Here is a 26,774-nt window from a genome sequence, read left to right on the forward strand (position 1 = left end):
TTATGTGGCGTGGGGTTTCGCGAAGACTCCATTTTTCGTCAACAAAACCGGAATTTTTTTGCGGACTCGTCGCTCGCTTCGCGGAGTCGAACAAGAATCCGCTTGATTTCGGGATAGCGGAGTGAGATCGCCCTCTATGCGCGGCGTCCTCGCGTAAACCCGAAGCTTTGGCCGGGCGCGTTGCGGTAACCTTAACGCTGCCGATTCACCCAGGGACGACCCGCCGATGAAGCTCTATTACTGGCCGAAAACCCGCGCCTTCCGCGCGCTGTGGATGCTCGAGGAATTACACGCGCCTTACGACCTCGCGTTCGTGAACATCCGTGCGGGCGATCAGAACGAACCGGCGTTCTGCCGCGTCAATCCGATGTCGAAGCTGCCCGCGCTCGACGACGACGGCGTGACGGTCGCCGAGTCGGGCGCCGTGCTGCTGTATCTGGCCGACAAATTCCCCGACGCAAAGCTCGGCGTGCCGCACGGCGAACCGCTGCGCGGGCGCTTCCTGCAGTGGCTCTTCTTTACCGGCGCGTGTCTGGAGCCGGCGATGGCCGAGCGCATGACGGGCGCGCCGGGCAATACCGTGAGCTTCGGCTGGGGCGATCTGGGGCGCGTCGAGCATGCGGTCGAAGGCGCGCTGAAGGACGGCCCGTGGCTCGTCGGCGAGCGCTTCACCGCCGCCGACATTCTGGTCGCGAGCACGCTCCAGATCGCGTACATGGCGAAGCTGATCGAGCCGGGCGGCGCGCTGTCGGATTACGTCGATCGGGCGGTTGCGCGCGATGGGCACGCGCGGGCGGCGGCGATCGATCACCGTGAGGCCGAACGGCTTGCTCTTAAACCGCACACGGGAACGGCCACTGTGAAGGTCTGAGCGGGCGGCGGCTTTAGGGAAACGCGCGCGGCTTCGGAATGCCCGCACCGGCTTCGATATCGGCGACGGCCTGCTTGTGCGCCAGATCGACCGCCTCGGCGGGGTTCGACAGGCCGCCATCGCCGCCGACCGTCGTCCATGTCTTCACGGCCTTGTCGTGATGACGGATTTCGTATTCGGCGTCCCAGCGCGCGCCCTGCAGTTCGAGCGGGCGCACATGGATCGCGTAGACGCCGTAGAGGAAAAGCTGTTCCGCCATGATGTCCTCCGTTCGGGCCGGGCGCTCGCGCACCGCGCGCGACGCGTTCGCGGCCGGGCTTGCCTAAAGTTCGATTTCGCCGAGGATGCGATGCGCAAGGGCTCGCGCTTCTTCGAGGGCTTCGTCCTCGTTTTGCGACGTCGCCTCGACTTCGTAGACCGTCGCGTCGGTCGCCTCGCCGTCGTCACGCGCGAGTGAAACGAGACCCTGGAACTGGCCGCCGTCGACGGCGCGCACGCCGATGGTCGCGGTGTAGAGACCCTTCGTGTAGGTCGTGTCGTCCATGATGCGGCCCCAGGCGTTGACGAAAATTCATGCTAGCACGCGGATATGCAACGTGCGTGACCACGGCGCCCGGGACGAAAACTATCGCAGCAGATCCTCGACCTCGTCCAGCGACGGCGAATGCGCGCCCGAAAAACGGCACGCGGCCGCGCCCGCCGCGAGCGCAAAGCGCAGATGTTCGGGCCAGCCGCCTTCGCGCGTCATCAGGCTGTAGAGCAGCCCGCCGATCGACGCATCGCCGGCGCCGACCGTATCGGCAACCTCCACCTGCGGCGGCTTCGCGCGATAGACATCATCGCCGACATAGAGTGCCGCCTCGCTCGATCCGCGCGTGACGAGCACGCTCGCCTGCGGGTTCATCGCGCGGATTTGTGCGAGCGCATCCGTTTCGGGGATGCCGCGAAACAGCATGTGCAGGTCTTCGTCGGACACCTTGATCAGGTCCGCGAGCGAGGCCATGTTGCGCAGGACCGGCTCGTAGCCGGTTTCCATCAGGTTGCGATAGTTGGGATCGAAGCTGATCTTCACGCCGTGGCTGCGCAGTTGCGCGGCGAGCGCGGCGAGCGTTGCGCCGAGCGGCTGACGCACGAGGCTGATGCAGCCGAAATGCGCCCATTGCACCTGATCCATCCAGCCTTGCGGCAGCTTCGCCGGATCGAAGGCGAGATCGGCGCCGTTCTCGCCCATGAAGTAATACGTAGGCGGCTGCGTCTTGTGGACGATCGCGAGCAAGGGCGGCCGTTCGACGCGCTGCATGAAACGCATGTCGAGGCCCGCTGCCTCGCTCGCGTCCCAGAGGTCGTCGGAGAAATTGTCGGTGCCGAGCGAGCCCGCGCAGGCCGTCGGCAGGCCGAGCCGCGCAACCGCGCGCGCGACGTTCCAGCCCGCGCCGCCCGGACGCGAAAGCCACGACGCGGCGTCGGTGCGGATCATGTCGGTGAGGATGTCGCCGGCGGAGACGAACTTCGGGAAGGTCTGCTGTGGTACGGCCATGTTGTTCACCTTGCGGTTGTCTCCGGCGCGGGAAGGGCGTTCAGCACCTCGTAGCACGCGCCCATCGTGTGGTAGTCGGTCTTGCCTGCGGGGCTCTTTTCGTCGCCGTACTTACGGTTGTCGCACGTCAGGATGCGATACCACGCGCCGTATTCGTGGTCGACGAAATGCGCCCAGCTATAGCGCCAGAGTTCGTCGTAGCAGTCCCAGAAGCGTTCGCGGCCGGTGCGCGCGCCCAGCAGCGCGGCGGCGGCGAAGCTTTCGGCCTGCACCCAGAAGTACTTGTCGTGGTCGCAGATGGTGTCGTCGGGGCCGAAGCCGTAGTAGAGGCCGCCGTGGCGGTTGTCCCAGGCGCGGTTGAAGGCGGCGTCGAACAGTTCGACGGCGCGCGGCGCGAGCCACGGCAACGCGCGATGGCGTTCGAGAATCAGGAGCAGCTTCGCCCATTCCGTCTGATGGCCGGGCTGGAAGCCCCACGGACGGAAGATGTTCGAACTATCGGATTCGTTGTAATGCCAGTCGACCGACCAGTCCGGATGGAAATGCTCCCACACGAGCCCGTTCGACAGCTTCGCCTGCCGCAGCGTGATGTTGCCGGCGATCTTCTCCGCGCGATCGAGATAGATGACGTGGCCGGTCGCCTCGTAGGCGGCGAGGAGCGCTTCGGTCGCGTGCATGTTCGCGTTCTGTCCGCGATACGACGACAGTTGCCAGTCGGGCGTGGCTTCGTCGGCGTAGAGACCGGCTTCGGCCTCCCAGAAGCGGCGCTCCAGCAGATGAAACGTCTCGGCGATCATCGGCGTGGCTTCGTCGATGCCCGCCATCGACGCATGCGCGCACGCGAGCAGGACGAACGCGAGGCCGTAGCAGTGGCGTGCGCCGTCGAGCGTGCGCTTCGCGCCGTCGCGCCATTCGATTTCCCAGTCGTAGCCTTCGTGCTGCGCGTCCCAGTGGGCGTCGCGCAGGAATTGGAACGCGTGGCGCGCGTCGTCCTGATACGCCTTGTCGCCGAAATGGCGATACGCCTTCGCGTAATTGAAGACAAAACGCGTACTGCTGACGAGATGGCGCGTCGTTTGGTCGTAGACGCGGCCGTCGTCCTTGAAGAAATGGAAGAAGCCGCCCGACGGATCGCGCGCGGTGGGCGCATAGAACGCGAGCGTGTCGCGCACATGCGAGAGCAGGAAGTCGCGGCTGCGGAAGTCGATCTGGCGCGGCTGCGAGGAAGCTTGCGACGGCGCGATCGATTCGGGCGGAGCGGCGACGGTTGAGGCGGTCGAGTTCATGTCGAGGTCGAGCCGGAGCTCGCGCGAGGGATGAAATGTACCGGCACCAGCGTGTCGGCCGGGTCGAGTGTGTTCGGGCTGTCTTCCAGCAGCAGTTCCACGCCGCGCCGTCCGAGCGCTTCCTTGTCGACAGTCACCGTCGAGAGCGGCGGCGTGCTTTGCGCGGCGGCCGGAATGTCGTCGAAGCCGACGAACGCGATGTCCTGCGGCACCCGCACGCCATGTGCGAGGCAGACGCGCATCGCGGCGAGGGCCGCTGCATCGTTATAGGCGAAAACGGCGTCGGGGAGCGGATTCGATTGCGCGCGCGCCTGCACGATCAGGCGCTCCATCGCGTCGGCGGCGGCCAGATCGGCGGCGATGCCGGGCTGCGTGTTGATTTCGAGCGTCGGATCGAACAGGAGGCCGGCCTCGAAATACGCGAGCCGGTAGCCGAGCGCGCGCTGCGCGATGCTGTGATGAGCGAGCGACCCGCCGATGAACGCGACGCGCCGCCGCCCGAGCGCAAAGAGATGCTGCATCGCGAGCGACGCGCCCTTGATGTTGTCGATATTCACCGAGCGAAAGCCGGGCGCGCAGAGGTCGATGAGCACCGTCGGCCGGTTCATCGAATGCAGGTGCACGAGCAGTTCCGGCTCGACGAAGCCGGCGACCGCGATGGCGTCGGGCGCATGCAGGCGCATCTGCTGCGCGAGGTCCTGAGTGGGGCCGGCCGTCAGAACGGAGGGCACGAGCCGCCGTTCGCGGCACGCTTCCTCGAAACCGTTGAGCACATGCGAGAAAAACGGGCTGACGGCGAAGTTGTTGTGTTGCCGATGCAGGAGAAAGGTGACGCGGCGAATGCGGGTGCGCAGTTGCGCGGAGTCGTAGCCGAGTTGCTGTGCCACTTCTACGACACGCATGCGCGTCGCCTCGGACAGTCCCGGCTGATTTTTCAACGCTCTCGAAACGGTGCCGATCGAGACGCTTGCTGCTCGCGCGACATCGCGAATGGTGGTCGCCATCGTGGTGGTATCTGTCTCTGCTGTATGGTCGTTTTGCGCCGTGTTTATCGACGCGCAGCGCGTTCTGCGATTGCGGCGATTGTATAGTAAAAAATCGGCAAAACAACCTGAGTCAGACCTAGAGAAAACCAGTAGATGCTTGTCGTGTATGGATTTTGTAGCTTCTGAGTTGTTTAGTAAAAAAGCGAGAACACGGGCTATTTGGCTTCGCGACGATGCACGGACGCCGCATTCGACGACCAGACATCGAGCAGCACATCCTCATCCTGATAGTGCGAGAGGCGAGCGAGGGGCAACCTCGCGCGCAGTTGGGCGTGAACGAAATCGCCCGAGTGCGGCCAGCCTTCGATCGGCTGGCGCCAGTGGCACGCGACGATCGTCCCGCCGGGCGCGAGCGATTCTTCGAGTCGCGCGGCGAGACGCGCCAGTTGCGATTCGTCGAGGTAATACGCGAGCTCGCTGATGACGATCAGGTCGAAGCGGCCATCCGGCCAGTCGTCGGGGATCGCGCGCTGCTCGATCGTCACGTTGCCCAGATGCGCAACGCGGCGGCGCGCGAGCATCACCGCATCCGCGCTCAGATCGGCGGCGAGCAGCGCGTCGCAGCGCACGGCGAGTTCGGCGGTGAGTTCCCCGGTCGCACAGCCGGGTTCGTAGGCGCGCGCGTAGTGCGGGTCGGGCAGCATCGCGAGCGTCAGTGCCCGCTTGCGGCTTTCGTACCAGCGCTCGCGCAGTAGCCACGGGTCGTCGCTGCGCTCGTAGAGACCGTCGAAATAGCGTTGCGCGTCGGGTTCGGCGCTCATATCAGGACGACCTCGTAGGGCCGCGTGAGACGCGCCAGAACGTGTTCGGGCAGGATCGCCGCGCGTCCGGTCGTGGCGTCGGGTTCCAGTTGGCTGCGAAACGCTTCGACCGCGTGCAGCTTGCGCGAGTGCGTGTCCGTATCGAGCACGATGCGGCGCGCGCGGCTCCACGGCACGCGCGAATCGTCGGGCGACGCCCAGTGCCACGTCCAGATCGGGATCTCGACGAACGGCACATCCAGCCGCGCGGCTTCCGACGACACCGCCCGCCCGACCGCCTCGTGATCCGGATGACCGTCATGGCGCCAGGTGCCGAAAACGACGTCACCGGGACGCAGATGCTCGGCGAGCGCGGCCGAAAGCTGCATTTCGAAGCGCTGGCCTCCGCCGTCGGGCAAACCGAGGCGCAAGGTCTGGACGTATCGCATGTGCAGTCGCTGCAAGGCTTCGCGCGTCTCTTGCGGACGGACGTCGGCGAGGCGCGCAGGCGGCCACGCGGACGATTGCGGATGGCTCGCGGCGCCGTCCGTCACGGCGATGATCAGCACCTTGCGGCCCAGCGCGGACAGCTTCGCGAGCAGGCCGCCGGTGCCGAGCACCTCGTCGTCGGGATGGGGCGCCACGATCACGGCGCGTGCGCCCGCCGGCACCAGCGTCGCCGGATCAAGGGCCGGCAGCGTTGCAAGCCGCGCCCAGCTTTGCCAGACGTTTTCGGGCGTGCCCGACCCGGCGATCGTGCGCCGGACGCTCTCCTTCTCGGTCAGAGTTCCCATGGCCCGCGCTCCTCGTTGACGATACGTTCCGCGAGCGCGGCTTCATCGCGTTCAGCATGACTTTGCCGGACGAACACGGGAAGGTCCGCCATCAGGCGGGCGAAATGCTCGTTGCGGCAGAAGGGCGCGGCGCCGAGCGCGCGCCCCGCATGGTCGATCACGCTCGCCGCCGCGCGCTCGACCGCGAGCCGCGCACGCAGCGCGGCGGGCATTGCGTCGGCCAGCGGCTCGCAATCGAAGCGGGCGGCCGTTTCCCTCAGCACGCTCGACGCGCTCGTGAGCGCGATGTCGATGGCGCCGAGATGGGCCAGCTTGTGCGGGTCGGCGCGGCGCGCGGCGTCACGCCGCACGAATTCGCCGATGGCCGACGCCGCGCCGAACCAGCATGCCGCGATTCCGCCGCCGCCTTGCCAGAATCCCGGGCGCCGGAGATACGCAAGCGGTGCGCCGATCTGCGCGGCGCTCGCGTTGTCGAAATGCACGTCGACGCTCGCGCTTGCGTGCATGCCGACCGCCACCCAGCCCTCGTTCGTCACATTCACGCCCGGCTGCCGAAGCTCGACCGCCGCGAGGATCGACTCGTCGCGTTCGTTCCACGCCGTGACGAGCGCATGCGTGATGTGAGCGGCACCTGAACACCAGGCTTTCGTTCCGTTCAGCGTGATGCGTCCGTCGCCCGGGCCGGTTTGGGCGCCGAGGCGGGCCGTGGGCGGCTCGGCCGCCCAGACGCCCCACGTGGAGCCTTGGTCGGGTTCGGCGCCGCCCAGTTCCGCCAGAATCGCGAGCGCGTCCGTGTGGCCTTCGAAGAGTTTGACGAGCGCGAGGTCGAACCCTGCGACCGCGGCGAGCATTCGCCATCGATCGAGCGTCGCACCGCTTCCCGGTAGCGGAAGGCGATCGAAGCCCGCACCGACGAGCGCGCGCAGCGCGTCGGCTGTACCCGCTTCCGAGCCGCGTTGAAACTTCAGTTCATGCAGGAAGGACTTCAATTCGGCGCAGCCGACAGGCGTCGAACGGCTCATGACCATCGGCATGGCGCCCCTCGAAGGTGGGTCCCGGAATTTTCGATCGACATGGTTTTCTCCCTTGCGACATTCTCTGGAGGTAAGTGTGGCAAGGCACATGCCCGGCCACCAGTCGGCCGGACGGCATAGGCAAAACGCACGGCTTTCGGCTGCGCTCCTGGCTTATATCGACTGGCTGAATCGACGTTTGCACGCAGACAGGCTCAAATAGCAAAAAAGCCGCGGGAGGCGGCTTTTCGGATCCGGGAGAGTGAAGGGCGTCTTCGGCAGGACTTTGCGCAGCCTTTGGTTCAGCGACGCGCCGCGGCCGCAGCGCCCTTGCGCTCGGGACTCTGCTCCTTGGCCGTGCGCCGCGCGCCCCAGCGTTGCGCGAGCACCGCGCAGACCATGAGCTGAATCTGGTGGAACAGCATCAGAGGCAGGACCACCGCCCCGACCGTATGGGACGCGAAGATCACCTTTGCCATCGGAATGCCGGACGCGAGGCTCTTCTTGGAGCCACAAAAAATGATGGTGATCTGGTCGGCGCGGCTGAAGCCGAGCCGCTTGCTGGCGAAGGCCGTCGCGAAGATGGCGAGCGCGAGCAGCACGATGTTGGCGGCGAGCAGCCCGGCGAGCGTCGCGAGGGACATCGAGTGCCAGATACCTTCGTTGACGGCTTCGCTGAACGCCACGTAGACGACGAGCAGGATCGAGCCCTGGTCGACGAACTTCAGCATCGCGCGATTGCGGTCGATCCATTTGCCGATCGCGGGGCGCAGCAGTTGACCGGCGATGAACGGCACGAGCAGTTGCAGCACGATATTGCCGACGGTATGCCAAGGCGAGCCCGTCGCCGCGCCGTGGTTATTGACGACCAGCCCGACGAGCGCCGGCGTGATGAAGATGCCAAGCAGGCTCGACGCCGACGCACTGCAGACGGCGGCGGGCACGTTGCCCTTTGCCATCGACGTGAACGCGATCGACGACTGCACCGTGGAGGGCAGCGTGCACAGAAAGAGAATGCCTAGATAGAGCTCGGGCGTGACGAGCGGCGTGAGAACGGGTTTGAGCGCGAGGCCGAGCAGCGGGAACATCACGAACGTGCTGAGCAGGACGACGAGATGCAGGCGCCAGTGTGTCGCGCCCGACACGATCGCTTCCCGCGAAAGCTTGGCGCCATGCAGGAAGAACAGCAGCCCGATGGCGACGTTGGTCAGCCAGTTGAAGCCGACCGCGACGGTGCCCCGGCAAGGCAAGAGGCTCGCCAGGATGACGGTGCCCACCAGGGCGAGCGTGAAGTTGTCGGGGAGAAATTTGGGACGCGCCATCGGAATCTCGCACTCGAACGTGCTGGGTTGCAGAACGGCCTGAACTCAGGTGCTCTGTGACAAACGTTGACGGTTGACAAACGTCAAGTCAGGAAAACCAGTATTTTCGCCCGATCGCGAGTCAATAGGCAAATCCATCTCACTGTCGACTAGTTGCGCCCGGGGCTGATCGCGAATTCGCGCGCAACCTTCGGGCCGGGTCAAATTGCGATTCTCGTCACACAATTCAGCGTTTCCACTCACCCCAAAAACGGCAAAAAATCCAGAAGTAACATGGTGTTACAACCATTGAGCAGGTCTAACACTTTTTGGCTCGACTCGCGAGGCGAGGCGCCATAAATTGTCCCTAGACCGGTTCAAGGGTGCGCGCGTAAGAAGGCGGTGCACCGCGATGCTCCGACAAAGACCGGTCGCTTGCACGTCGACCTGCCTTCTCGGCCGCCGCGCAAGCCGAACGACGTCGGACATCACGCAGTTCAGTTTCGACATGGCGCTCACAGGCTTACGGAAGACTACTCGATATTTAATCGCCATCGCGATCGGCTCGATTGCGGTGGCGGGATCGTTTGCGCTTGCCGGAACGCCCGACGGCGTGTGGCTCAAGTCGGGCAGCGCCGACGAGCGGGCGGTGCTCGACCGCGATCTCGCGCGCAACGGCCAGCCGCAACGCTACATGCAGGTCGGTGCGAAGGACGGCATGACGCCGATCAGCGCCGAAGTCCGCGGCGTCCCGCGCCCCGAGCAAAATACGCCGATGCGCGGCCCAGGATCGATACGCGCGGACATTACCCGCTACAACGAAGAACGCGGAATGCCACGGCCGCCCGGCCGTCCCGGCGACGACCCGCGTTCCGCCGCGACCTCGAACTTCCGCAACTGAAGCAACTGAAGCAACTTAAGCAACTGAAGCAACCGGCGATACGCGCTGATCGACGCCCGTCGATCGCGTAACGCTGCCGGCGCGCGCCGCGTCGAGAACGAAAAAATAATGGTCCGTCCATCTCTCCCGCTTCAGTGACGTAAGCGCGCCACAGTTGCGCGTTAAAACGTTCTTAATATTTCCCCTCTTTTTTGCGCGCACCGACAATTGCCGCCGGCGCGCGTCATGTCGTTTTCACGGGCCGCGTGTGGCATCGAAAACGTCGCGATCGCCCGCGAAGCCTTGTGTCGCGGATACGACGACGCGGCCGGTCGGCGATCGGCGGCACTCGCCGATGGCACGTGGACGCACGCGATATCGGCGCGGACTATCCGAACCGCTATACCCGCAATAACCAAAAACATTTTTGACCGGAAAAATGATCCGTAAAGATGGTCCCGCTCCGAAAGAGGCGCGAGCCCAGCGCGAACCTAATCCGAACTGAATCATTACGCCGGTCTGACGAGGCAAGCCATGAGTCTTGTCCGCCAACGCTTTAACTTTTGACAAACAACAGGAGAGTTCATGAAGCCAACCGTCAACCGTGCGCTGAAGGCAACGGTCAAGGCCACCGCAGTCGCCACCCTATTCGGCTTTCTCGCCGCGGGGTCGGCGCAGGCGCAGTCCAGCGTTTCGCTATACGGTCAGGTCGACGAATGGGTGGGCGCAACCAAGTTCCCCGGCAGCGACCGCGCGTGGAACGTGAGCGGCGGCGGCATGTCGACGTCCTACTGGGGCTTGAAGGGCGCTGAAGACCTCGGCAACGGCTACAAGGCGATCTTCACTCTCGAAAGTTTCTTCCGCGCGCAAAACGGCCAGTACGGCCGCTTCACCGGCGACACGTTCTTCGCCCGTAACGCGTATGTCGGCATTCAGGCGCCCTACGGTACGTTCACCGCCGGCCGCCTGACGACGCAACTCTTCGTCTCGACGATCCTCTTCAACCCGTTCGTCGATTCGTATGTCTTCTCGCCGATGGTCTATCACGTGTTCCTCGGCCAGGGCACGTTCCCGACCTACACGACGGACCAGGGCGTCGTCGGCGACTCGGGCTGGAACAACTCGGTTCAGTACACGACGCCCGACTTCAGCGGCCTGTCGGGCAGCGCGATGTACAGCTTCGGCAACCAGGCGGGCGACGGACGCTCGAAGAAGTGGAGCGCGCAGTTCCTCTACTTCCACGGCCCGTTCGCGGCGACTGGCGTCTATCAGTACGTCAACTACAACAACACGCCGGGCGACCTGTCGACGCTCGTCGCGGGCTACAAGAGCCAGAGCGTGGCGCAGGCGGGCGTCTCCTACGACCTCAAGTACGTGAAGTTCTTCGCGCAGTACATGTACACGAAGAACGACATCGAAACCGGCAGCTTCCACGTCAATACGGGCCAAGGCGGCGTGACCGTGCCGCTCGGACCGGGACTCGTGATGGCGTCGTATGCGTACTCGCGCAGCAATGGCGGTCTCGACCAGACGCACAAGAGTTGGGCGCTCGGCTACGATTACCCGCTTTCGAAGCGCACCGACGTCTACGCCGCGTACCTGAACGACAAGTACACGAGCCTCTCGTCGGGCAACACTTACGGCGTGGGCCTGCGCGCGAAGTTCTGAGCGTCGCGATGCATCAAACGAAAACGCCGCGTTCCCTCGGGAACGCGGCGCTTTTTTCTTGTGCGCCGTGCATGCCGCTGCCGGTCAGATCAGCCGGAGCCGCGCCCGCGCTTCGTCGTATTCGTGCTTGAGCCGCGCGACCAGTTCCGCGACGCTCGGCACGTCGTTCATCAGCCCGACGCCCTGGCCCGCGCCCCAGATGTCCTTCCACGCCTTCGCCTTGCTCGAACCGTCGCCGAAATTCATCGCGTTCTTGTCCGATTCGGGCAGCGCTTCGGGGTCGAGGCCCGCGTTGACGATGCTCTGGCGAATGTAGTTGCCGTGCACGCCGGTGAAGAGGTTCGTGTAGACGATGTCGGCGGCGCTCGAATCGACGATCGCGCTCTTGTAGCTCTCGTGCGCGTGCGCTTCCTGCGTCGCGATGAAGCGCGTGCCCATGTACGCGAGGTCCGCGCCCATGGCCTGCGCGGCGAGGATCGAGCCGCCGTTCGCGATCGAGCCGGACAGCACGATCGGGCCGTCGAAGATGCGCCTGACTTCACCGACGAGCGCAAACGGCGACGTCGTGCCCGCATGCCCGCCCGCGCCGGCCGCGACAAGGATCAGCCCGTCGACGCCCGCTTCCAGCGCCTTCTGCGCATGGCGGATGTTGATCACGTCGTGCAGCACGATGCCGCCGTAGCTGTGCACGGCGTCGATCATCTCTTTGACCGGCGCGCGCAGGCTCGTGATGAAGATCGGCACCTTGTGCTCGACACACACGCGCACGTCCTGTTCGAGCCGCGCATTCGACTGATGAACGATCTGGTTTACGGCGATGGGGCCGATCACGGCATCCGGGTTCGCGGCCTTGTGCTCGGCGAGCGACGCCTGAATCTGCGTGAGCCATTCGTCGAGCAACCCGGCCGGCCGCGCGTTCAACGCCGGAAACGACCCGACGATGCCCGCCTTGCACTGCGCGAGCACGAGTTCGGGATAGCTGACGATGAACATCGGCGAGGCCACGACGGGCAGCGCGAGATGTTGCAGGACGGCGGGCAATGCCATGGTGTGAGTCTCCTGATCGGGCGTGCGATTGTCCGGTCGATGCATTCTAGGATTCGAACGGCCGGCGTCGCGCGAAATATTTTCGAGAAAAGCGGCGCCTGTTTCGGGCGGCGATCTCGCGTGAATAGAACGATCGTTCGATTATAGGCGATTCGTTCGCGCAACGATGTCGGGTCAATCCCGAGGAACGCTTCGGTTTCGCTGAAAGTCCCGTCCAGCAAGCATCGAGCCGCGCGCGTCCCGCATACAATGTGCGCACCCGTCACGACGAGATCGCCACCATGCCCTTTGCGGACTACCAGCCGTTTCGCGTCGATGCAGCCGGCGTCGATATTTTCGGGATGAAGGGCGGCAGCGGGCCGCCGCTGTTGTTGATGCACGGACATCCGCAGACGCACGAGATCTGGCACAAGTGCGCTTCGGAACTCGCGCGGCATTTCACCGTGATCGCGACCGATCTGCGCGGTTACGGCGCGTCCGCGAAACCGAAGAGCGATGCCGAACACAAGCCGTACTCGAAGCGCGCGATGGCCGCCGATCAGGTCGCGGTGATGCGTCACTTCGGCTTCGAGCGCTTTCTCGTCTGCGCGCATGATCGCGGCGCGCGCGTCGCGCATCGCATGGCGCTGGATTTTCCCGAAGCCGTCGATCGTCTGATGCTGCTCGACATCGCGCCGACGCTCGCGATGTACGAAGCCACCGACCGCGAGTTCGCCACCGCGTATTTCCACTGGTTCTTTCTGATCCAGCCGTCGCCGCTGCCCGAGCTGCTGATTGGCGGCAATACGAGCGCGTACATCGAGCGCGTGATGGGCAGCCGTCACGCGGGACTCAAGCCGTTCGCGCCGCACGCGTTGCAGGCGTATCGCGACGCGCTCGCATCGCCCGGTGCGGTCTACGCGATGTGCGAGGACTACCGCGCGTCGGCGTCCATCGACCTCGAACACGATCGCGCCGATCTCGAACGCGGTCACAAGATCGCATGTCCGTTGCGCGTGCTGTGGGGCGCGCAAGGCGTGATCGAACGCTGCTTCGATGCGCTGGAAGAGTGGCGCCGCGTCGCGCGCGATGTGAGCGGACGCGCGCTGCCTTGCGGCCACTACATTCCCGAAGAAGAACCTCAGGCGTTACTTGAAGAGATGCTGTCGTTCTTCGAAACGAGCGAGCGATGACGTGCGCATTGCGTGCAAGCGCGCAGCCGATGTTCGGTTATGTGCCGTACATGTAGCCGTTAAAAGTTTGTAGGGAAAGCACCGATGCAGGCTATTTTGGCGCGCGCTACGATGCAATCGACGCTGATCACGTCTATAAAATTACGCCGCTTGTCGTAGCTGACAAGCGGCTTTCTTTTTCGTGTTCCTCAAGCGCTAACGCGCGTGCACGATCCCTTCTTCCACTCGCACCACGCCATTGCGCGCGAGTTCATCGACGCACCGTTCGAGCAATGCACGCCGCTTGTCCTTTGCTACGAGCATGTCGGCGGCCGAGCGCATCGCACGCGCCGATTCGCAAAGGTTCGACAGCGCATCGAACGACATCGAGCGCGTCTCCATCAGCTTGAAGACGATCAGCACCTTCAGCGCGTTCTTCGCATTGCGCGCCGGGTCGGCCACGAGATAGTCGAGCCGCGACGAAGCCCTTTCGAGCGCGCGCGATAAATCGCTGAACGGCGCACCGTGACCCGGAATGACCGCGCGCACATCGAGCGTCGCGATCAGGTCGAGCGCCGCGCGCTGCTCGGCGAAACCGCTTTCGCCTTCGAGTTCCGGGAAGATCACCCCGAAGCCGTTCTCCCACAGCGCGTCGGCGCTGATGAGGATGCGTTCCTGCGCGCAATACAACATCAGCGAGTGCGGATCGTGACCCGGCGAGCCGAACACCGACCAGTCGAAGCCGCCGAGCCGCAGCGTGTCGCCCGGCGCAATCGTGCCGGTGAAGCCAAAGCGCTCGCACGACTGACCGGTTGCGCGAAACGTCAGCGCTTCTTCGTCCCAGTGGCGCACGGCTTCGGCTTCGCTCGCCGGAATCAGCGTGGTGCACGGGTATGCTGCCTGCAGCAGCGCATTGCCGCCGCAGTGATCGGAATGGAGATGCGTGTTCACGATCAGGTCGAGGCGGCGCGCACCGAGCACCCGCTCGACGAGCGCGCGCGTTTGCGGCGCGTGCGTGGCATAGCCGGTATCGACGATCGCGGTGCGTTCGTCGTCGACGAAAAGCACGTTGTTCGAGGACAGCCAGCCGCGCTCGAACACATGCATGGCTGCCGGGAAGGCGATCATGCCGACGGCTCCTTCGGCATCACGACGATCGTCGCGCTTGCCTTCATCACGAGTTCGCCGTGCTGGTTGCGCGCCTCGCCTTTGAGCGTCACGAGGTCGCCCTTGAGACTCGCTTTCCACTTCGCATCGGTGACGTGCCAGCTCATCGCGAGCACGTCGTTCGCCTTGACCGCGCGCGTCAGCTTGATGCCGAACTCCAGGCCGAGCGGCTGCGCATCCCGCGAGAAGTGCGTGGCGAGCATCGCCATCATGTGGGCGGTCGGCTGCGTGCCGGACGCGATCAGCGAACCGAAGCGGCTTGCCTCGGCGTAGGTCTCGTCGTGATGCAGCGGGTTCAGATCGTTGACGAGCGTCGCGAACGACTTGATCGAATCGGACGGCAGCGTGAGCGTTGCCGTGAAGCGCTCGCCGACGCTGACGACCCGCGCGCCTTTGCGACGGCTCGCGCCACGCGAGAGCACGGCGCGTTTTTGGGCCGCGTCGAACGCGGTCCAGTTCGCGATTTCATCGATCGTGCGCCAGCAGCCTTCGCAGAAACCGGTAGCCGGATTCATCCGGCACACGTCGATGCAGGGCGACGGCGCGTCGTCGGCTGGCGTCGTCATGCAGGCTCGCGCAACGCGACATCGGCGACGGGCGCGCCCGTCAGCGCGACGAGATCCTGCGGCGTGAGATTGAACACCGCGTGCGGATGACCGGCCGCGGCCCAGAGGCTGTCGAGCGCGAGGAGGTCTTCGTCGATCAGCGTCACCGGTTCCGTTGCGTGCCCGATCGGGCACACGCCGCCGATCGCGTAGCCCGTCTTCTCGCGCACGAACTTCGCGTCCGCGCGCGCGAGTTCGCCCACGCGCGCCGCGACCTTCTTTTCGTCGACACGGTTCACGCCGCTCGCGATCACGAGCACGGGCGCGTCGTCTTCGCGACGGCGAAACAGGATCGACTTCGCGATCTGCGCCACCGAGCAGCCGAGCCCGGCCGCCGCTTCCGCCGAGGTCTTGCCGGTTTCCGGCAGCATCACGACGGGCATCGAATGGCCGCGCTCGCGCAACAGGTGGGCGACGCGCCGTGCGGAATCGGGCAGCGCGTCGAGGTTCTGCATGTCGTTCATCTTGTTCTTTCCAAATGATTCAAACGCAAGTTCAAACGCACGCGCCGACGCCATCGCGTTGCTTCGCGAGGAGCGCCTTGCCCGCACGCGACGCGCTCGGCTTGCCGATCGCGCGAGAAATCGAATCGCCGATTTCGATCAGCTTGCCGAGATCGACGCCCGTTTCGATGCCGAGTCCGTTCATCAGATACACGACGTCTTCGGTCGCGACGTTGCCCGTCGCGCCCTTTGCATACGGACAGCCGCCGAGCCCCGCCACCGACGCGTGAAAAATTTCGATGCCTTCTAGCAGCGCCGCGTAAATGTTGGCGACGGCTTGCCCGTAGGTATCGTGGAAGTGGCCCGAGAGCCGCTCGCGCGGAAACACTTTCGATGCCGCCGCGAGCACTTCGCGCGTGCGCTTCGCCGTGCCGACGCCGATCGTGTCGGCGATATCGATTTCGTCGCAACCGAGCGCCGCCATGCGCTCGACGACATCGACCACCGACGCCACCGGCACTTCGCCCTGATACGGACAGCCGAGCGCGCAGGAAATGCTCGCGCGCAACCGCACGCCCGCGTCCTTCGCGGCCTTGGCGACCGGCTCGAAGCGCGCGATGCTCTCCGCGATGCTGCAATTGATGTTCTTCTGCGAGAACGCCTCGCTTGCCGCGCCGAAGATCACGACTTCGTCGGCCTGCGCTTTCAGCGCGCCTTCGAAGCCGCGCATGTTCGGCGTGAGCACCGAGTAGATCGTGCCTTCGCGGCGCGCGATGCCGGCCATGACGGCGGCGCCGTCGGCCATCTGCGGCACCCATTTCGGCGAGACGAACGAGGTTGCCTCGACGTTCTGCAAGCCGGCGTCGGCCAACCGGTTGACGAGTTCGATCTTGGTCTCCGTGGAGACGAATTCCTTCTCGTTTTGCAGACCGTCGCGCGGTCCGACTTCGACGATCTTCACCTTGGCGGGAATCATGTGTGTCTCCTCTGTCCAGCTTGTCTGTAGTCAATAGCCGCGTGTCATATCGACGATGCCGCTGATGGATTCGCCTCGCTCCAGCGCCGCGATCTTCCGCGCGATCTGCTCGACGCTTTCTTCGCGAAGCGTTTCGGCAGAGACGTGCGGCGTGATGGTCACGCGCGGCGCCTGCCAGAACGGATGATCCTTCGGCAAAGGCTCGGTGTGAAAGACGTCGAGCGTCGCGGCGGCGATCTGGCCGCTGTCGAGCGCGCCGAGCAGGTCTTCATCGACGAGATGCGCGCCGCGCGCCAGGTTCACCAGATACGCGCCGTGCGCGAGCTTCGCGAACACGCGGCGGTTCAACATGCCTTCGGTGTCCGGCGTGTGCGGGAGCAGATTGACGAGAACCTGCACGCCGTCGAGGAAGGCATCGAATTGCGCTTCGCCCGCGTAGGTCGACACGCCTTCGATCTGCTTCGCGCTGCGGCTGAAGCCGCGCACCGGCACGCCGAGCGTCGTCAACGCGCGCGCGACTTCCGTGCCCAGCACGCCGAGCCCGAGCACGCCAACGACAAAACGCTCGCGCGGATGCGCGCGCAGTTTTTCCCAGCGGCCCTCGCGCTGCAGCGCTTCGTATTCGTCGAGGCGGCGCATGTAGCGCAGCACCGCGTGCATCGCATACTCGACCATCTGCTGCGCCATGCCGGAGTCTTCGAGCCGCACGAGTGTCGCGTTCGGCGGCAGCGTGCCGGGTTCCTTGCGCTCGACATCGAGAATCGCATCGACGCCCGCGCCGAGGTTGAACACCGCCTTCAGGTCCGGCCGGTTCGCGAACAACTCGCGCGGTGCGCGCCAGACGATCGCGTAGTCGGCGGGGGCGGTGTCGCCTGGCTGCCACTCGCGCAAGTCGGCTTCGGGCAGGGCGCGTGCCAGGTCGTGCAGCCAGAGGGAGGCGTCCGTGTTTCGTTCGTAGAAGATGATCTTCGTCACGTCGCGCTCACTTTGCAAACAGATTGCCGATGTCCCTGAATGCCTTGAATTCCAGCGCGTTGCCGCACGGGTCGAGGAAGAACATTGTCGCCTGCTCGCCGACTTCGCCCTTGAAGCGGATATGCGGCTCGATGATGAACTTCGTGCCGACGCCTTTGAGACGCTCGGCCAGCGCGTGCCAGTCGTCCATCGAGAGCACGACGCCGAAGTGGCGCACCGGCACGTCGTCACCGTCGACGGCGTTCTTCGCGGGAGGGCGCACTTCGTCGGGCGCGAGATGCGCGACGAGTTGATGGCCGAAGAAATCGAAGTCGACCCACTCCGGCGAGCTGCGGCCTTCCGCGCAGCCGAGCAGTTCGCCGTAGAACGCGCGCGCGTTCGTCAGGCTCGTGACGGGAAACGCGAGGTGGAACGGTTGCAACGTGGCGAGGGTTCGCGAACGGTCAGACGCGGTGGGTTGATCGGTGGACACACCTGGCAAGTCAGACATACGGCCTCCGTGGGGTTTTGCTTTCATTTTACGGTCTTGGCCGCGCCCGCGCGCGAACCCGGGCTCGCTCGACTGCTGCGGCCGGCGCGGCACCATAAACAAATGACGAAATATTGGTTCGTTCGCAGCGGGCGGCACCGCAGAATGGCTCGTGAAAAATATCGGCAGCGAGGTCGACATGAATACATGCAGGTCAGGCAGGCCGACGCGGCTCGTCACCGTGCCCGGCTTGCACGGCAGCGAAGGCGCGCACTGGCAGACTTGGCTGGAGCGGCAATACGCGCGTTCGGCGCGCGTCGTGCAGGACGACTGGGACGCGCCGCATCTCGACATCTGGGCGAACGCGGTGCGCGCGCTGCTCGCGAACGAGCGCGGACCGGTCGTGATTGCCGCGCATAGCTTTGGCTGTCTTGCGACGGCGCATGCGTGGTCGTTGGGCGATATCGAAGCGGACGTGGCGGGCGTGCTGTTCGTAGCGCCCGCGAGCCCGGACAAGTTCCGCTTCGCCGGCGCTTTCGAGGCGCGGCGCCTGGACGTGCCGTCCATTCTCGTGGCGAGCGAAACCGATCCGTGGATGCCCTTCGACCGGGCGAAGCAATTCGCGCACGATGTCGGCAGCGCGTTCGTGAATCTCGGCGATGCGGGCCATATCAACACGGCGGCAGGGTTCGGGCCGTGGCCGCGCGCGAAGTATTTCGTCGATACACTGATCCACCTCGGCGCGCCGCATCATGCGGGTGCGCAGGATGCTCGCGCGAGTCCGCTCGAACTGCTTGCGTACGGCTGACCGTGCGCGTTTCGATAGAATCCCATCACGGCCGCTTCGACGCGGCCTTTTTCGTATTCGAAGACATTTTCGACAACCAGGAGAAAACATGGCGGCATCGAAGAAGGCGCTCGTGGCGGCGCTCGGGCTGATGGCGGGGCTCGCGCACGCGGACACGACGCTCCTGAACGTCTCCTACGACGTCACGCGCGAGCTGTACAAGGACATCGACGCAGCTTTCGTCGCGGACTACAAGAAGAAATCGGGCGAGACGGTATCGATCCGCCAGTCGCATGGCGCGTCGAGCGCGCAGGCGCTTTCGGTGACGCAGGGTCTACAGGCCGACGTCGTCACGATGAACCAGCCGAACGATATCGACTTGCTGGCGGAACGCGGACAGCTCGTTCCCGCGAACTGGCGCACGCGCTTGCCGGACAACAGCGCGCCGTACACGACGACGATGGTGTTTCTGGTGCGCCAAGGCAATCCGAAGAACATCAAGGACTGGAGCGATCTCGCGCGTCCGGGCGTGCAGGTGGTGATCGCCAACCCGAAGACATCGGGCAACGGACGCTACACGTACCTCGCCGCGTGGGGCTACAAGAAGCAGCAGGGCGCGACCGATGCGCAGGCGCAGGACTTCGAGAAAGCGATCTTCAAGAACGTGCCGGTGCTCGACACGGGCGGTCGCGGTGCGACGACGACCTTCACGCAGCGCGGCATCGGCGATGTGCTCGTGACGTTCGAGAACGAAGTGGCGCTGATCGATACGGGCGTCGGCGCGAAGGATTTCGATGCCGTGTATCCGTCGATGAGCCTGCTTGCGGAGCCGCCGGTGACGATCGTCGACAAGGTCGTGGACAAGCGCGGCACGCGCAAGGAGGCGCAGGCGTATCTCGACTATCTGTATTCGCCGGCGGCGCAGGAGATCATCGCGAAACATCACTTGCGGCCGCGCAACGCCGAGGTGCTGGCGAAACACGCCAGCGAATTCAAGCCGCTGAAGACGTTCACCGTCGAGCAGATGTTCGGCAGTTGGCAGAAGGCTCAGCAGACGCATTTCGCCGATGGCGGGACGTTCGATCAGGTGGTCGTCGACAAGCGTTGAACGCTTGGTTGGGGACCTGGTTTAGCACTGCCCTGGACAGGGGCAGTGCTAACGAATCGCTAAGAAAACAAGTTCCACCACAGAACTACACGTGCATCAAACAGCGTTCAACAGCTTACGCGTGACCGCACTTCGTATCGCAGGCCTGCGCTTCTTCAGCCTGCTGCGAAGCCTCCGCGCGCATGCCGAGGCGCTCCAGCAGCTTGCGGTCCGCTTCGGCTTGGGGATTGCTCGTCGTGAGCAACTGATCGCCGTAGAAGATCGAGTTCGCGCCAGCGGCGAAGCAGAGCGCCTGCAGCGCTTCGTCCATTTGTTCGCGTCCGGCCGAGAGCCGGACCATCGCGCGCGGCATCGTGATGCGCGCCACCGCGATCGTGCGCACGAATTCGAACGGATCGAGCGGCGCGGTGCCGGTGAGCGGCGTGCCTTCGACCTGCACGAGATTGTTGATCGGCACGGATTCCGGATACGGCTCCATGTTCGCAAGCTGCGTGACGAGCCCCGCGCGCTCGCGACGCGATTCGCCCATGCCGACGATCCCGCCGCAACACACGTTGATGCCGACATCGCGCACCCGTTCGAGCGTGTCGAGGCGGTCCTGGTAAGTGCGCGTCGAGATGATCTGGCCGTAGAACTCGGGCGACGTGTCGAGGTTGTGGTTGTAGTAGTCGAGCCCCGCTTCGCGCAGGCCTTCTGCCTGATGCGGCTCCAGCATGCCGAGCGTCACGCACGTTTCCAGGCCCATTGCCTTCACGCCCCGGATCATGTCCTTGATCGGTTCGAGATGGCGGTCCTTCGGATTGCGCCACGCCGCGCCCATGCAGAAGCGCGTCGCGCCGTTCGCCTTCGCGTTTCTCGCGGCCTTCAGCACGGCATCGACTTCCATCAGCTTGTCGGCTTTCAGTCCCGTGTCGTGATGCACCGACTGCGGACAGTACGCGCAGTCTTCCTCGCAGCCGCCCGTCTTGATCGAGAGCAGTGTCGAGAGCTGCACGGTGTTCGGGTCGAAGTGCTCGCGATGCACGGTCTGCGCGCGATAGAGCAGGTCGTTAAACGGCAGTTCGTAAAGCGCGACGACATCCGCGACGCGCCAGCGCTGCAGCGTCTGCGCTTGCGACGCGGCTTGAGTCTGAGTTTCGTCGGTTCGTGCTTGCGTCATGTGATCAATCCTATGGATAAAGCGTGAGTCATTGGCCCGCGTCGGTTGCCTGAAGCGTCTGCAACAGCAGGGTCGAATCGATGTGCTTCGCCGCCTGTGCGGCGTCGGGCGGCGCGAGATAGGGCACGGTGCCCAAGAGCTGCGCGTTGTACTGGCTATCGAGGCGCAAACGGATCGCCTCGATGTTCTCGCCGGGATAGAGCATGGCCGGGTCGACGCGATTCGCGACCCAGCCTGCAAGCCTCAGACCGCGCGCGGCAATCGCCTCGGCGGTGAGCAGCGCGTGGCTGATACAGCCGAGCCGCATGCCGACCACGAGCACCACCGGCAGGTTCAGCGCGAACGCGAGGTCGGCGGTGTCGTGGGCATCGGTGAGCGGCACGCGAAAGCCGCCGACGCCTTCCACCACGACGACATCGGCCTGCGTCATCGCGAGCTTGTGGGCATCGACGATACGCGAGATGTCGAGCGATACGCCTTCGCGCGCGGCCGCGATATGCGGCGCGATGGGTTCCTTCAGCAGATACGGCGTGCGGATGTCGGGCGGGAGCGCGACGTTCGCGGCGGCATCGAGTTGATCGGCGTCTTCGTTATGCCAGACGCCGTCGCGCTCGAAGGCGCCCGCCGCGATCGGCTTCATCGCGGCGGCGCGCAGGCCCTGTTGCGCGAAGCCGTGCAGGAGCGCAGACGACACGAGCGTCTTGCCGATCTCCGTATCGGTGCCGGCGACGAAGAAGGAAACGGGCGCGTTCATGGCTGCCGCTCGCTCAAGGCGTGAAGCGCATCGCCGAGCAGGGCGAGGTCCTCGTCGCTGTGCGACGCGGAGAGCGAGATGCGCAGACGCGACGTGCCCGCGGGCACCGTCGGCGGACGGATCGCGGGCACCCAGAGACCTTTTGCATCGAGCGCGGCGGCGAGCGCGAGCGTCTCGTCGTTGCCGCCGATCACGAGCGGCTGCACGGCCGTATGCGAATCGACCGGAAGCCAGCGCGTGCGCCTGAGCATCGCGCGCGTCGTCTCGATCAGCGCGGCCAGATGCTTGCGACGCGCGTCGCCTTCGTCGCTCCCGATGATCTCGATGCTCGCCGACACCGCATGAGCGACCGCCGGCGGCGATGCCGTCGTAAAGATGTACGGACGCGCACGCTGCACGAGCCATTCGATCGCGGTCTCGTGCGCGATGACGAACGCGCCCGCGACGCCTGCCGCCTTGCCGAGCGTGCCGACATAGACGAGATGCGGCGAGCGCAGTGCCGCATGCGCGAGCGCGCCGCGTCCTTGCGGCCCGAGCAGGCCGAAGCCGTGCGCATCGTCGACGACGAGCCACGCGCCATGACGCTCTGCGAGCTCGACGAGACGCGCGAGCGGCGCGATGTCGCCGTCCATGCTGAATACGGTGTCGGTGACGATCACCTTCGTGGCCGCATCGCCCGACGAGGCGTCGAGCATGGCGTCGAGCGCGGCCACGTCCGCGTGCGGATAGATCTGCACTTCGGCGCGCGAGAGCCGCACGCCATCGATCAGCGATGCGTGGTTGAGCGAATCGGAGAAAACGAGCGTGCCGCGTCCGCTAAGTGTCGTGAGCACGGCGAGGTTCGCCATGTAGCCGGTGCTGAAGTAGAGCGCGCGCGGGTTGTCGACGAAACCGCCGGAGAATGCCGCGAGGTCGTCTTCGAGTTGCGCATGCGCGCGCGAGTGCCCGCCCAGAAGATGCGAGCCGCCGCTGCCCGCACCGTACCGCTTTGCACCTTCTGCGAGCGCAGCGCGCAACTTTTCGTGCGCGGCGAGGCCGAGATAGTCGTTGCTTGCGAAGCCGACGATCGCGCGTCCATCCACCGTCATGTGCGCGGCGCAGGCGCTGTCGGCGGTGCGGCGGCGACGGCGCAAACCGCGCTGGTCGATGTCGGCGAGGCCTTGCTTCAGCGTATCGAAGAGCGCGTCGGATGTGCTGCTCATGCGGCCTCCGCGAGCGTGGCTTCGAAGGTCGTGCGCGTGCGTTCGGCGAGCAGCATCAGCTCTTCGTCATCGAGAATATAAGGCGGCATCAGATACACGGTCTTGCCGATCGGACGCAACAAAAGCGCTTGTTTCAAGGCATTTTCGAAGAAACGCCGGGAGAAGGTGCGCGCTTGCGCGGCGTCTTCGATCAGCGCGTCGAAGGCGAAGATCGTGCCGCGCGAGCGCAGATCGCGCACGTTCGGATGATCGACCAACGGCTTTAGCGCGGCGCTCATCAACGACGACTTGCGACGGTTTTCGCTGAGCACGTCCGCGCTTTCGAACAGGTCGAGCGTCGCGAGCGCCGCGCGGCATGCGAGCGGATTGCCCGTGTACGAATGCGAATGCAGGAAGCCGCGCGTGAGATCGTCGTCGTAGAAGGCGGCGTAGATTTCATCGCGCGTGAGCACGATCGAGAGCGGCAGATAACCGCCGCTGATGCCCTTCGAGAGACACAGGAAATCCGGCCAGACCGACGCCTGTTCGCACGCGAAGAACGTGCCCGTGCGTCCGCAGCCGACCGCGATTTCATCGGCGATCAGATGCACGCCGAACTCGTCGCATAGCGCGCGCAGTCCCATGAGATACGACGCGTCGTGCATCGCCATGCCGGCCGCGCACTGCACGAGCGGCTCGACGATCACCGCCGCGAGATGCTGCGCGCGCGCTTCGAAGAGCGCGCGCATGTCGGCGAGTGCGACGCGCGCTGCGTCGTCGCCTTTGCGCGAATCGGGCGACGTGACCACGTGCGCGTGACGGATCAGCGGATCGTAAGCGTCCTTGAAGAGCGCGACATCGGTGACGCCGAGCGCGCCGATGGTCTCGCCGTGATAGCTGTTCGCGAGGCACACGAACTCGCGCTTCTGCGTCTGTCCGCGATTGCGCCAATAGTGAAAGCTCATCTTGAGCGCGATCTCGACCGCCGACGCGCCATCGGATGCGAAGAACGCGTGGCCGAGCATGCGTTGCGTCAGCGCCGAAAGCCGTTCCGCGAGCAGCACGGCCGGCTCGTGCGTGCAGCCCGCGAGCATCGCGTGTTCGAGCGTGTCGAGCTGATCCTTGAGCGCCGCGTTGATCGCCGGATTCGCGTGGCCGAAGAGATTGACCCACCACGAACTGATGCCGTCGAGATAGCGGCGGCCTTCGTGATCGTAGAGCCACGCGCCCTTGCCGCGCGCGACGGGAATGAGCGGCAGGCGCTCATGATGCTTCATCTGGGTGCAGGGATGCCACACGGCGGCGAGCGACCGCGCGACCCAGTCTTGATTGGCTTCAGTGTTCAAAGCAACTCCACGACATGCGCAGCGCGCACGCCTATTACTTCACGCGAGCCACGACGGCTTGCGCTTCTCCAGAAAACTGCGCACGCCTTCGCGTCCTTCGTCGGAGGCGCGAATGCGCGCGATGCGATCGGCGGTATCGGTGATCAGCGTGCCGTCGATTGCCCGCTCCGCCAGATCGACCACCAGTTGCTTGCATTCGCGCACCGCGTTCGGGCTGTTCGCGACGATCGACGCCGCGACCGCGTTGACGGCCGCATCGAGCTGGTCGGCCGCCACGACCTGGTGCACGAAGCCGATGCGCAGCGCTTCGGCCGCATCGAACCGCTCGGCGGTGACGAAATAGCGATGCGCCGCGCGTGCGCCCATTGCGCGGATCACATAGGGCGCGATCGTCGCGGGCATCAGGCCGAGCTTCGCTTCAGAGAGGCAGAAGTTCGCGCTGTCGGCGCTGATCGCCATGTCGCACGCGGCGACGAGGCCCATGCCGCCCGCGTAGGCGTCGCCCTGCACGCGCGCAATCACCGGCTTCCTGCACGTGTAGATCGTGTTGAGCATCGTCGCGAGACCGAGCGCGTCGGCGCGGTTCTCGGCGTCCGAGTAACCCGCCATGCGCTTCATCCAGTTCAGGTCCGCGCCCGCGCAGAACGCCGGGCCGTTCGCTGCGAGCACGATGGCGCGCACGCTGGTGTCGTCGTCGAGCGCGCGAAACGCGGCGGTCAGTTCGACGATCGTCGCGTCGTCGAAGGCGTTGCGCACGTCGGAGCGGTCGAGCGTCACGCGGGCAACGTGTCCCTCGACGGCGAACTGGAGACGTTGCAGGTTCAGTGCATCGGTCATGGAAATGTCTTCGCAAGGTGGACGACGAGAAACCGATTATCGCTAAATTCGAGATGCATTTCGATTCCGGCCCGCAATGCGAGCTTGCGACGCAGCGGCGCGCGCGCGCGGCGGACACGATACCGCGCGTAACTTCGTGCATCGCGTTGGCTTGTCGGCGCTTTTTGCGCGCGAAGATGCAAAAACGCCGGCGGGTGCGCCGGCGTGAAAAAATGCGGAGTTCGGTAAATTCAGCGCGATGCGGTCTGCGTGTCGCCGCTGGAATCGCGCCAGACGACGGCGTCGTCGACTGCGTAGAGCCGGCACGGATCGCTGCTTTGTTTCTGGCAGCTCGCGAGCGCGACCGACATCGGATCGTCGCCGCCCTCGGCCCACGACCACGCGCCCGAGTTCGAGACCGCGAACGCCCGGCTCGAATACTGGTTCAGGAAGTTGCGGTAGCCGGCGCGGCCGCTTTCGTCGAGGAAAGGAACGGCGGTCACGGCGTCGAGGTTCGCGTAGCCGGTGGCTTTCGGCGCGTGCGGCTCGTAGACCTGGTATTGCACGGAGGTCGGCATCCCGATCTGCGCGAGGAACGCCTTCACGCGCGGCCACCAGACCTGGACACCGTCGCGGTCGCCGACGAGCCGGTGCGCATCGTTCTTGTAGCTGCCGAAGTCGAACATCTGGGCTTTCGCGCCGTGTTCGGTGAACGCTGCATACATCTGGCCGGCGAGTTCGCCCTGCCACACGGAGTCATTGTTGCCGTAGAGCCAGAGCGACGGGAGACGCACCTTTTCGCCGTAGGCGCCGAACGCCGACGTCAGGTTTTTCTGCCAGCCTTCGCACTCGTCCTGGCGCAGTCCGCCGGAAAAGTTGATCAGGCCGCGCACGCCGGGCGCCGACACGACGTCGTGCGCGCCATAGGCGATCGCGGTCAGCCCGCCATGCGAGGTGCCGCCGACGACGATATGCGTCTTGTCCACGTAAGGCTGTTGGCTCATGTACGCGACGGTCGCCGCGACATCGCGCGCCTGCGCGTAGCCGTTCGCTTCGACATTGCAGCCACTGCCCGCGTAGTTGCCGTCGGATTCGGCGAAACCGCGGCGATTCGGCACCACGACGACGTAGCCATGCCGCACGAATTCGCGTGCGAGCGCGAGCGGGCGGTTACGGGGCTGGTTGTGCGAGTCGCCGGGCAGCTTGCCGTGGTTGAACACGATCATCGGGAACGGGCCGTTGCCGTCCGGCTTAAAAACGGTGGTCTGCAGCGTGATGTCGTCCTCGGGAACGCGGATCACGATTTCATTCAGACTGGTGTCGACGACGGGGAGGGTCGGATCGGCGGCGCTGGGCAACTGGCCGAACACGGGTGCCTGTAGTCCTTCCGACTGGCGCGTGCCGCCGACCGGATCGGCATGCGCGACGGAGTGCAGCGTTCCGAGCACGCAAATGAGGCTCAACCCGATCGACCAGACTTTGCTTCCCATCCCTTTGAACTCCGGCGGCCTGAAAGGCATTAAACGGTGTGGCCCAGATTGAAAACGCAAACCCAAGTCACAAACCGATCTCCCTGCTTACCTTGGAAGCAGTATGACGGCGGGATTCCGGGAGTCATGTCCTGAACAGACACGACATTTGGCTTCAAAACGGG

General features: G+C 65.0%; 28 protein-coding genes. 6 read left to right on the forward strand and 22 right to left on the reverse strand.

Going from position 1 to position 26,774, the window contains the following annotated elements:
• Window positions 1-226: 226 nt before the first annotated feature.
• Complete coding sequence (locus QCE48_RS00650; protein WP_309786704.1) at window positions 227-871, forward strand: glutathione S-transferase family protein; 645 nt, start codon at window positions 227-229, stop codon at window positions 869-871.
• Window positions 872-884: 13 nt separating this feature from the next.
• On the opposite strand, the gene QCE48_RS00655 is transcribed toward QCE48_RS00650, so the two are convergent.
• The 9 genes from QCE48_RS00655 to QCE48_RS00695 all read right to left on the reverse strand — a co-directional run bounded on the left by QCE48_RS00655 (window position 885) and on the right by QCE48_RS00695 (window position 8,609).
• The gene (locus QCE48_RS00655) at window positions 885-1,130 is read right to left on the reverse strand and encodes a hypothetical protein (protein WP_309786703.1); all 246 of its coding nucleotides are present in this window, start codon (window positions 1,128-1,130) and stop codon (window positions 885-887) included.
• Between the two features lie 63 nt (window positions 1,131-1,193).
• Entirely contained in the window at window positions 1,194-1,415 is a 222-nt protein-coding gene (locus QCE48_RS00660; RefSeq protein WP_309786702.1) for a hypothetical protein, read from the reverse strand.
• Between the two features lie 81 nt (window positions 1,416-1,496).
• Window positions 1,497-2,408 carry a carbohydrate kinase gene (locus QCE48_RS00665; protein ID WP_309786701.1) on the reverse strand — a complete coding sequence of 304 codons (912 nt, stop codon included), beginning with the start codon at window positions 2,406-2,408 and terminating at the stop codon, window positions 1,497-1,499.
• 5 nt (window positions 2,409-2,413) lie between these two features.
• A complete protein-coding gene (locus tag QCE48_RS00670; RefSeq protein WP_309786700.1) occupies window positions 2,414-3,694 on the reverse strand; it encodes an AGE family epimerase/isomerase in 1,281 nt (426 codons plus the stop codon).
• Window positions 3,691-4,698, reverse strand: a complete 1,008-nt coding sequence (locus tag QCE48_RS00675) for a LacI family DNA-binding transcriptional regulator (RefSeq protein ID WP_309786699.1) — start codon at window positions 4,696-4,698, stop codon at window positions 3,691-3,693. Before QCE48_RS00675 ends, QCE48_RS00670 begins: the two co-directional genes overlap by 4 nt.
• Before the next feature lie 197 nt (window positions 4,699-4,895).
• Window positions 4,896-5,501, reverse strand: a complete 606-nt coding sequence (locus QCE48_RS00680) for a class I SAM-dependent methyltransferase (protein ID WP_309786698.1) — start codon at window positions 5,499-5,501, stop codon at window positions 4,896-4,898.
• The gene (locus tag QCE48_RS00685) at window positions 5,498-6,274 is read right to left on the reverse strand and encodes a PIG-L family deacetylase (RefSeq protein WP_309786697.1); all 777 of its coding nucleotides are present in this window, start codon (window positions 6,272-6,274) and stop codon (window positions 5,498-5,500) included. Before QCE48_RS00685 ends, QCE48_RS00680 begins: the two co-directional genes overlap by 4 nt.
• Window positions 6,262-7,302 carry an acyl-CoA dehydrogenase family protein gene (locus QCE48_RS00690; protein WP_309788310.1) on the reverse strand — a complete coding sequence of 347 codons (1,041 nt, stop codon included), beginning with the start codon at window positions 7,300-7,302 and terminating at the stop codon, window positions 6,262-6,264. Before QCE48_RS00690 ends, QCE48_RS00685 begins: the two co-directional genes overlap by 13 nt.
• Before the next feature lie 287 nt (window positions 7,303-7,589).
• Window positions 7,590-8,609, reverse strand: coding sequence for a bile acid:sodium symporter family protein (locus QCE48_RS00695; protein ID WP_309786696.1), 1,020 nt, complete (start codon window positions 8,607-8,609; stop codon window positions 7,590-7,592).
• A gap of 391 nt (window positions 8,610-9,000) precedes the next feature.
• Here QCE48_RS00695 and QCE48_RS00700 point away from each other — a divergent pair, with 391 nt between their 5' ends.
• Entirely contained in the window at window positions 9,001-9,489 is a 489-nt protein-coding gene (locus QCE48_RS00700) for a hypothetical protein (RefSeq protein WP_309794055.1), read from the forward strand.
• A 564-nt stretch (window positions 9,490-10,053) separates the two neighbouring features.
• Window positions 10,054-11,136, forward strand: a complete 1,083-nt coding sequence (locus QCE48_RS00705; protein ID WP_309786693.1) for a porin — start codon at window positions 10,054-10,056, stop codon at window positions 11,134-11,136.
• 84 nt (window positions 11,137-11,220) lie between these two features.
• On the opposite strand, the gene QCE48_RS00710 is transcribed toward QCE48_RS00705, so the two are convergent.
• Window positions 11,221-12,183 carry a nitronate monooxygenase family protein gene (locus QCE48_RS00710; protein ID WP_309786692.1) on the reverse strand — a complete coding sequence of 321 codons (963 nt, stop codon included), beginning with the start codon at window positions 12,181-12,183 and terminating at the stop codon, window positions 11,221-11,223.
• Window positions 12,184-12,464: 281 nt separating this feature from the next.
• Here QCE48_RS00710 and QCE48_RS00715 point away from each other — a divergent pair, with 281 nt between their 5' ends.
• The gene (locus QCE48_RS00715) at window positions 12,465-13,355 is read left to right on the forward strand and encodes an alpha/beta hydrolase (RefSeq protein ID WP_309786689.1); all 891 of its coding nucleotides are present in this window, start codon (window positions 12,465-12,467) and stop codon (window positions 13,353-13,355) included.
• Between the two features lie 195 nt (window positions 13,356-13,550).
• On the opposite strand, the gene QCE48_RS00720 is transcribed toward QCE48_RS00715, so the two are convergent.
• From QCE48_RS00720 to QCE48_RS00745, 6 genes are read right to left on the reverse strand one after another with little or no spacing between them, the layout of a single operon-like run.
• Window positions 13,551-14,462: an MBL fold metallo-hydrolase gene (locus tag QCE48_RS00720; RefSeq protein WP_309786688.1), complete on the reverse strand. Its 912-nt coding sequence runs from the start codon at window positions 14,460-14,462 to the stop codon at window positions 13,551-13,553.
• Window positions 14,459-15,067, reverse strand: a complete 609-nt coding sequence (locus tag QCE48_RS00725; protein WP_309786687.1) for a DUF1289 domain-containing protein — start codon at window positions 15,065-15,067, stop codon at window positions 14,459-14,461. The genes QCE48_RS00720 and QCE48_RS00725 overlap by 4 nt, the downstream gene beginning before the upstream one ends.
• A complete protein-coding gene (locus QCE48_RS00730) occupies window positions 15,064-15,570 on the reverse strand; it encodes a YbaK/EbsC family protein (protein WP_309786686.1) in 507 nt (168 codons plus the stop codon). Before QCE48_RS00730 ends, QCE48_RS00725 begins: the two co-directional genes overlap by 4 nt.
• Before the next feature lie 31 nt (window positions 15,571-15,601).
• Window positions 15,602-16,525, reverse strand: coding sequence for a hydroxymethylglutaryl-CoA lyase (locus tag QCE48_RS00735; RefSeq protein WP_309786684.1), 924 nt, complete (start codon window positions 16,523-16,525; stop codon window positions 15,602-15,604).
• Window positions 16,526-16,555: 30 nt separating this feature from the next.
• The gene (locus QCE48_RS00740; protein ID WP_309786682.1) at window positions 16,556-17,500 is read right to left on the reverse strand and encodes a glyoxylate/hydroxypyruvate reductase A; all 945 of its coding nucleotides are present in this window, start codon (window positions 17,498-17,500) and stop codon (window positions 16,556-16,558) included.
• Window positions 17,501-17,507: 7 nt separating this feature from the next.
• Window positions 17,508-17,990 (reverse strand): VOC family protein, encoded by a 483-nt coding sequence (locus tag QCE48_RS00745; RefSeq protein ID WP_165829889.1) that lies wholly within the window; start codon window positions 17,988-17,990, stop codon window positions 17,508-17,510.
• A gap of 178 nt (window positions 17,991-18,168) precedes the next feature.
• Between QCE48_RS00745 and QCE48_RS00750 the strand changes: the two genes are divergently transcribed.
• A complete protein-coding gene (locus QCE48_RS00750) occupies window positions 18,169-18,777 on the forward strand; it encodes an alpha/beta hydrolase (RefSeq protein WP_309786679.1) in 609 nt (202 codons plus the stop codon).
• Window positions 18,778-18,865: 88 nt separating this feature from the next.
• Window positions 18,866-19,864, forward strand: a complete 999-nt coding sequence (locus tag QCE48_RS00755; protein ID WP_309786677.1) for a sulfate ABC transporter substrate-binding protein — start codon at window positions 18,866-18,868, stop codon at window positions 19,862-19,864.
• Between the two features lie 115 nt (window positions 19,865-19,979).
• Here QCE48_RS00755 and bioB read toward each other — a convergent pair whose 3' ends face one another.
• The 6 genes from bioB to QCE48_RS00785 form a co-directional block, all read right to left on the reverse strand.
• Window positions 19,980-21,023 carry a biotin synthase BioB gene (gene bioB, locus QCE48_RS00760; protein ID WP_309786675.1) on the reverse strand — a complete coding sequence of 348 codons (1,044 nt, stop codon included), beginning with the start codon at window positions 21,021-21,023 and terminating at the stop codon, window positions 19,980-19,982.
• Between the two features lie 28 nt (window positions 21,024-21,051).
• Window positions 21,052-21,777 carry a dethiobiotin synthase gene (bioD, locus tag QCE48_RS00765; protein WP_309786673.1) on the reverse strand — a complete coding sequence of 242 codons (726 nt, stop codon included), beginning with the start codon at window positions 21,775-21,777 and terminating at the stop codon, window positions 21,052-21,054.
• On the reverse strand, window positions 21,774-22,979 hold the full coding sequence (gene bioF / locus QCE48_RS00770; RefSeq protein ID WP_309786671.1) for an 8-amino-7-oxononanoate synthase: 1,206 nt from the start codon (window positions 22,977-22,979) through the stop codon (window positions 21,774-21,776). Before bioF ends, bioD begins: the two co-directional genes overlap by 4 nt.
• On the reverse strand, window positions 22,976-24,304 hold the full coding sequence (bioA, locus tag QCE48_RS00775; protein ID WP_309786669.1) for an adenosylmethionine--8-amino-7-oxononanoate transaminase: 1,329 nt from the start codon (window positions 24,302-24,304) through the stop codon (window positions 22,976-22,978). The genes bioF and bioA overlap by 4 nt, the downstream gene beginning before the upstream one ends.
• Window positions 24,305-24,343: 39 nt before the next feature.
• Window positions 24,344-25,141: an enoyl-CoA hydratase/isomerase family protein gene (locus QCE48_RS00780; protein ID WP_309786668.1), complete on the reverse strand. Its 798-nt coding sequence runs from the start codon at window positions 25,139-25,141 to the stop codon at window positions 24,344-24,346.
• A 230-nt stretch (window positions 25,142-25,371) separates the two neighbouring features.
• Window positions 25,372-26,610 carry an alpha/beta fold hydrolase gene (locus tag QCE48_RS00785; RefSeq protein WP_309786666.1) on the reverse strand — a complete coding sequence of 413 codons (1,239 nt, stop codon included), beginning with the start codon at window positions 26,608-26,610 and terminating at the stop codon, window positions 25,372-25,374.
• Window positions 26,611-26,774 lie beyond the last annotated feature (164 nt).

Origin of the sequence: Caballeronia sp. LZ024 (assembly GCF_031451455.1) — a bacterium.
GTDB classification, from domain to species: domain Bacteria; phylum Pseudomonadota; class Gammaproteobacteria; order Burkholderiales; family Burkholderiaceae; genus Caballeronia; species Caballeronia telluris.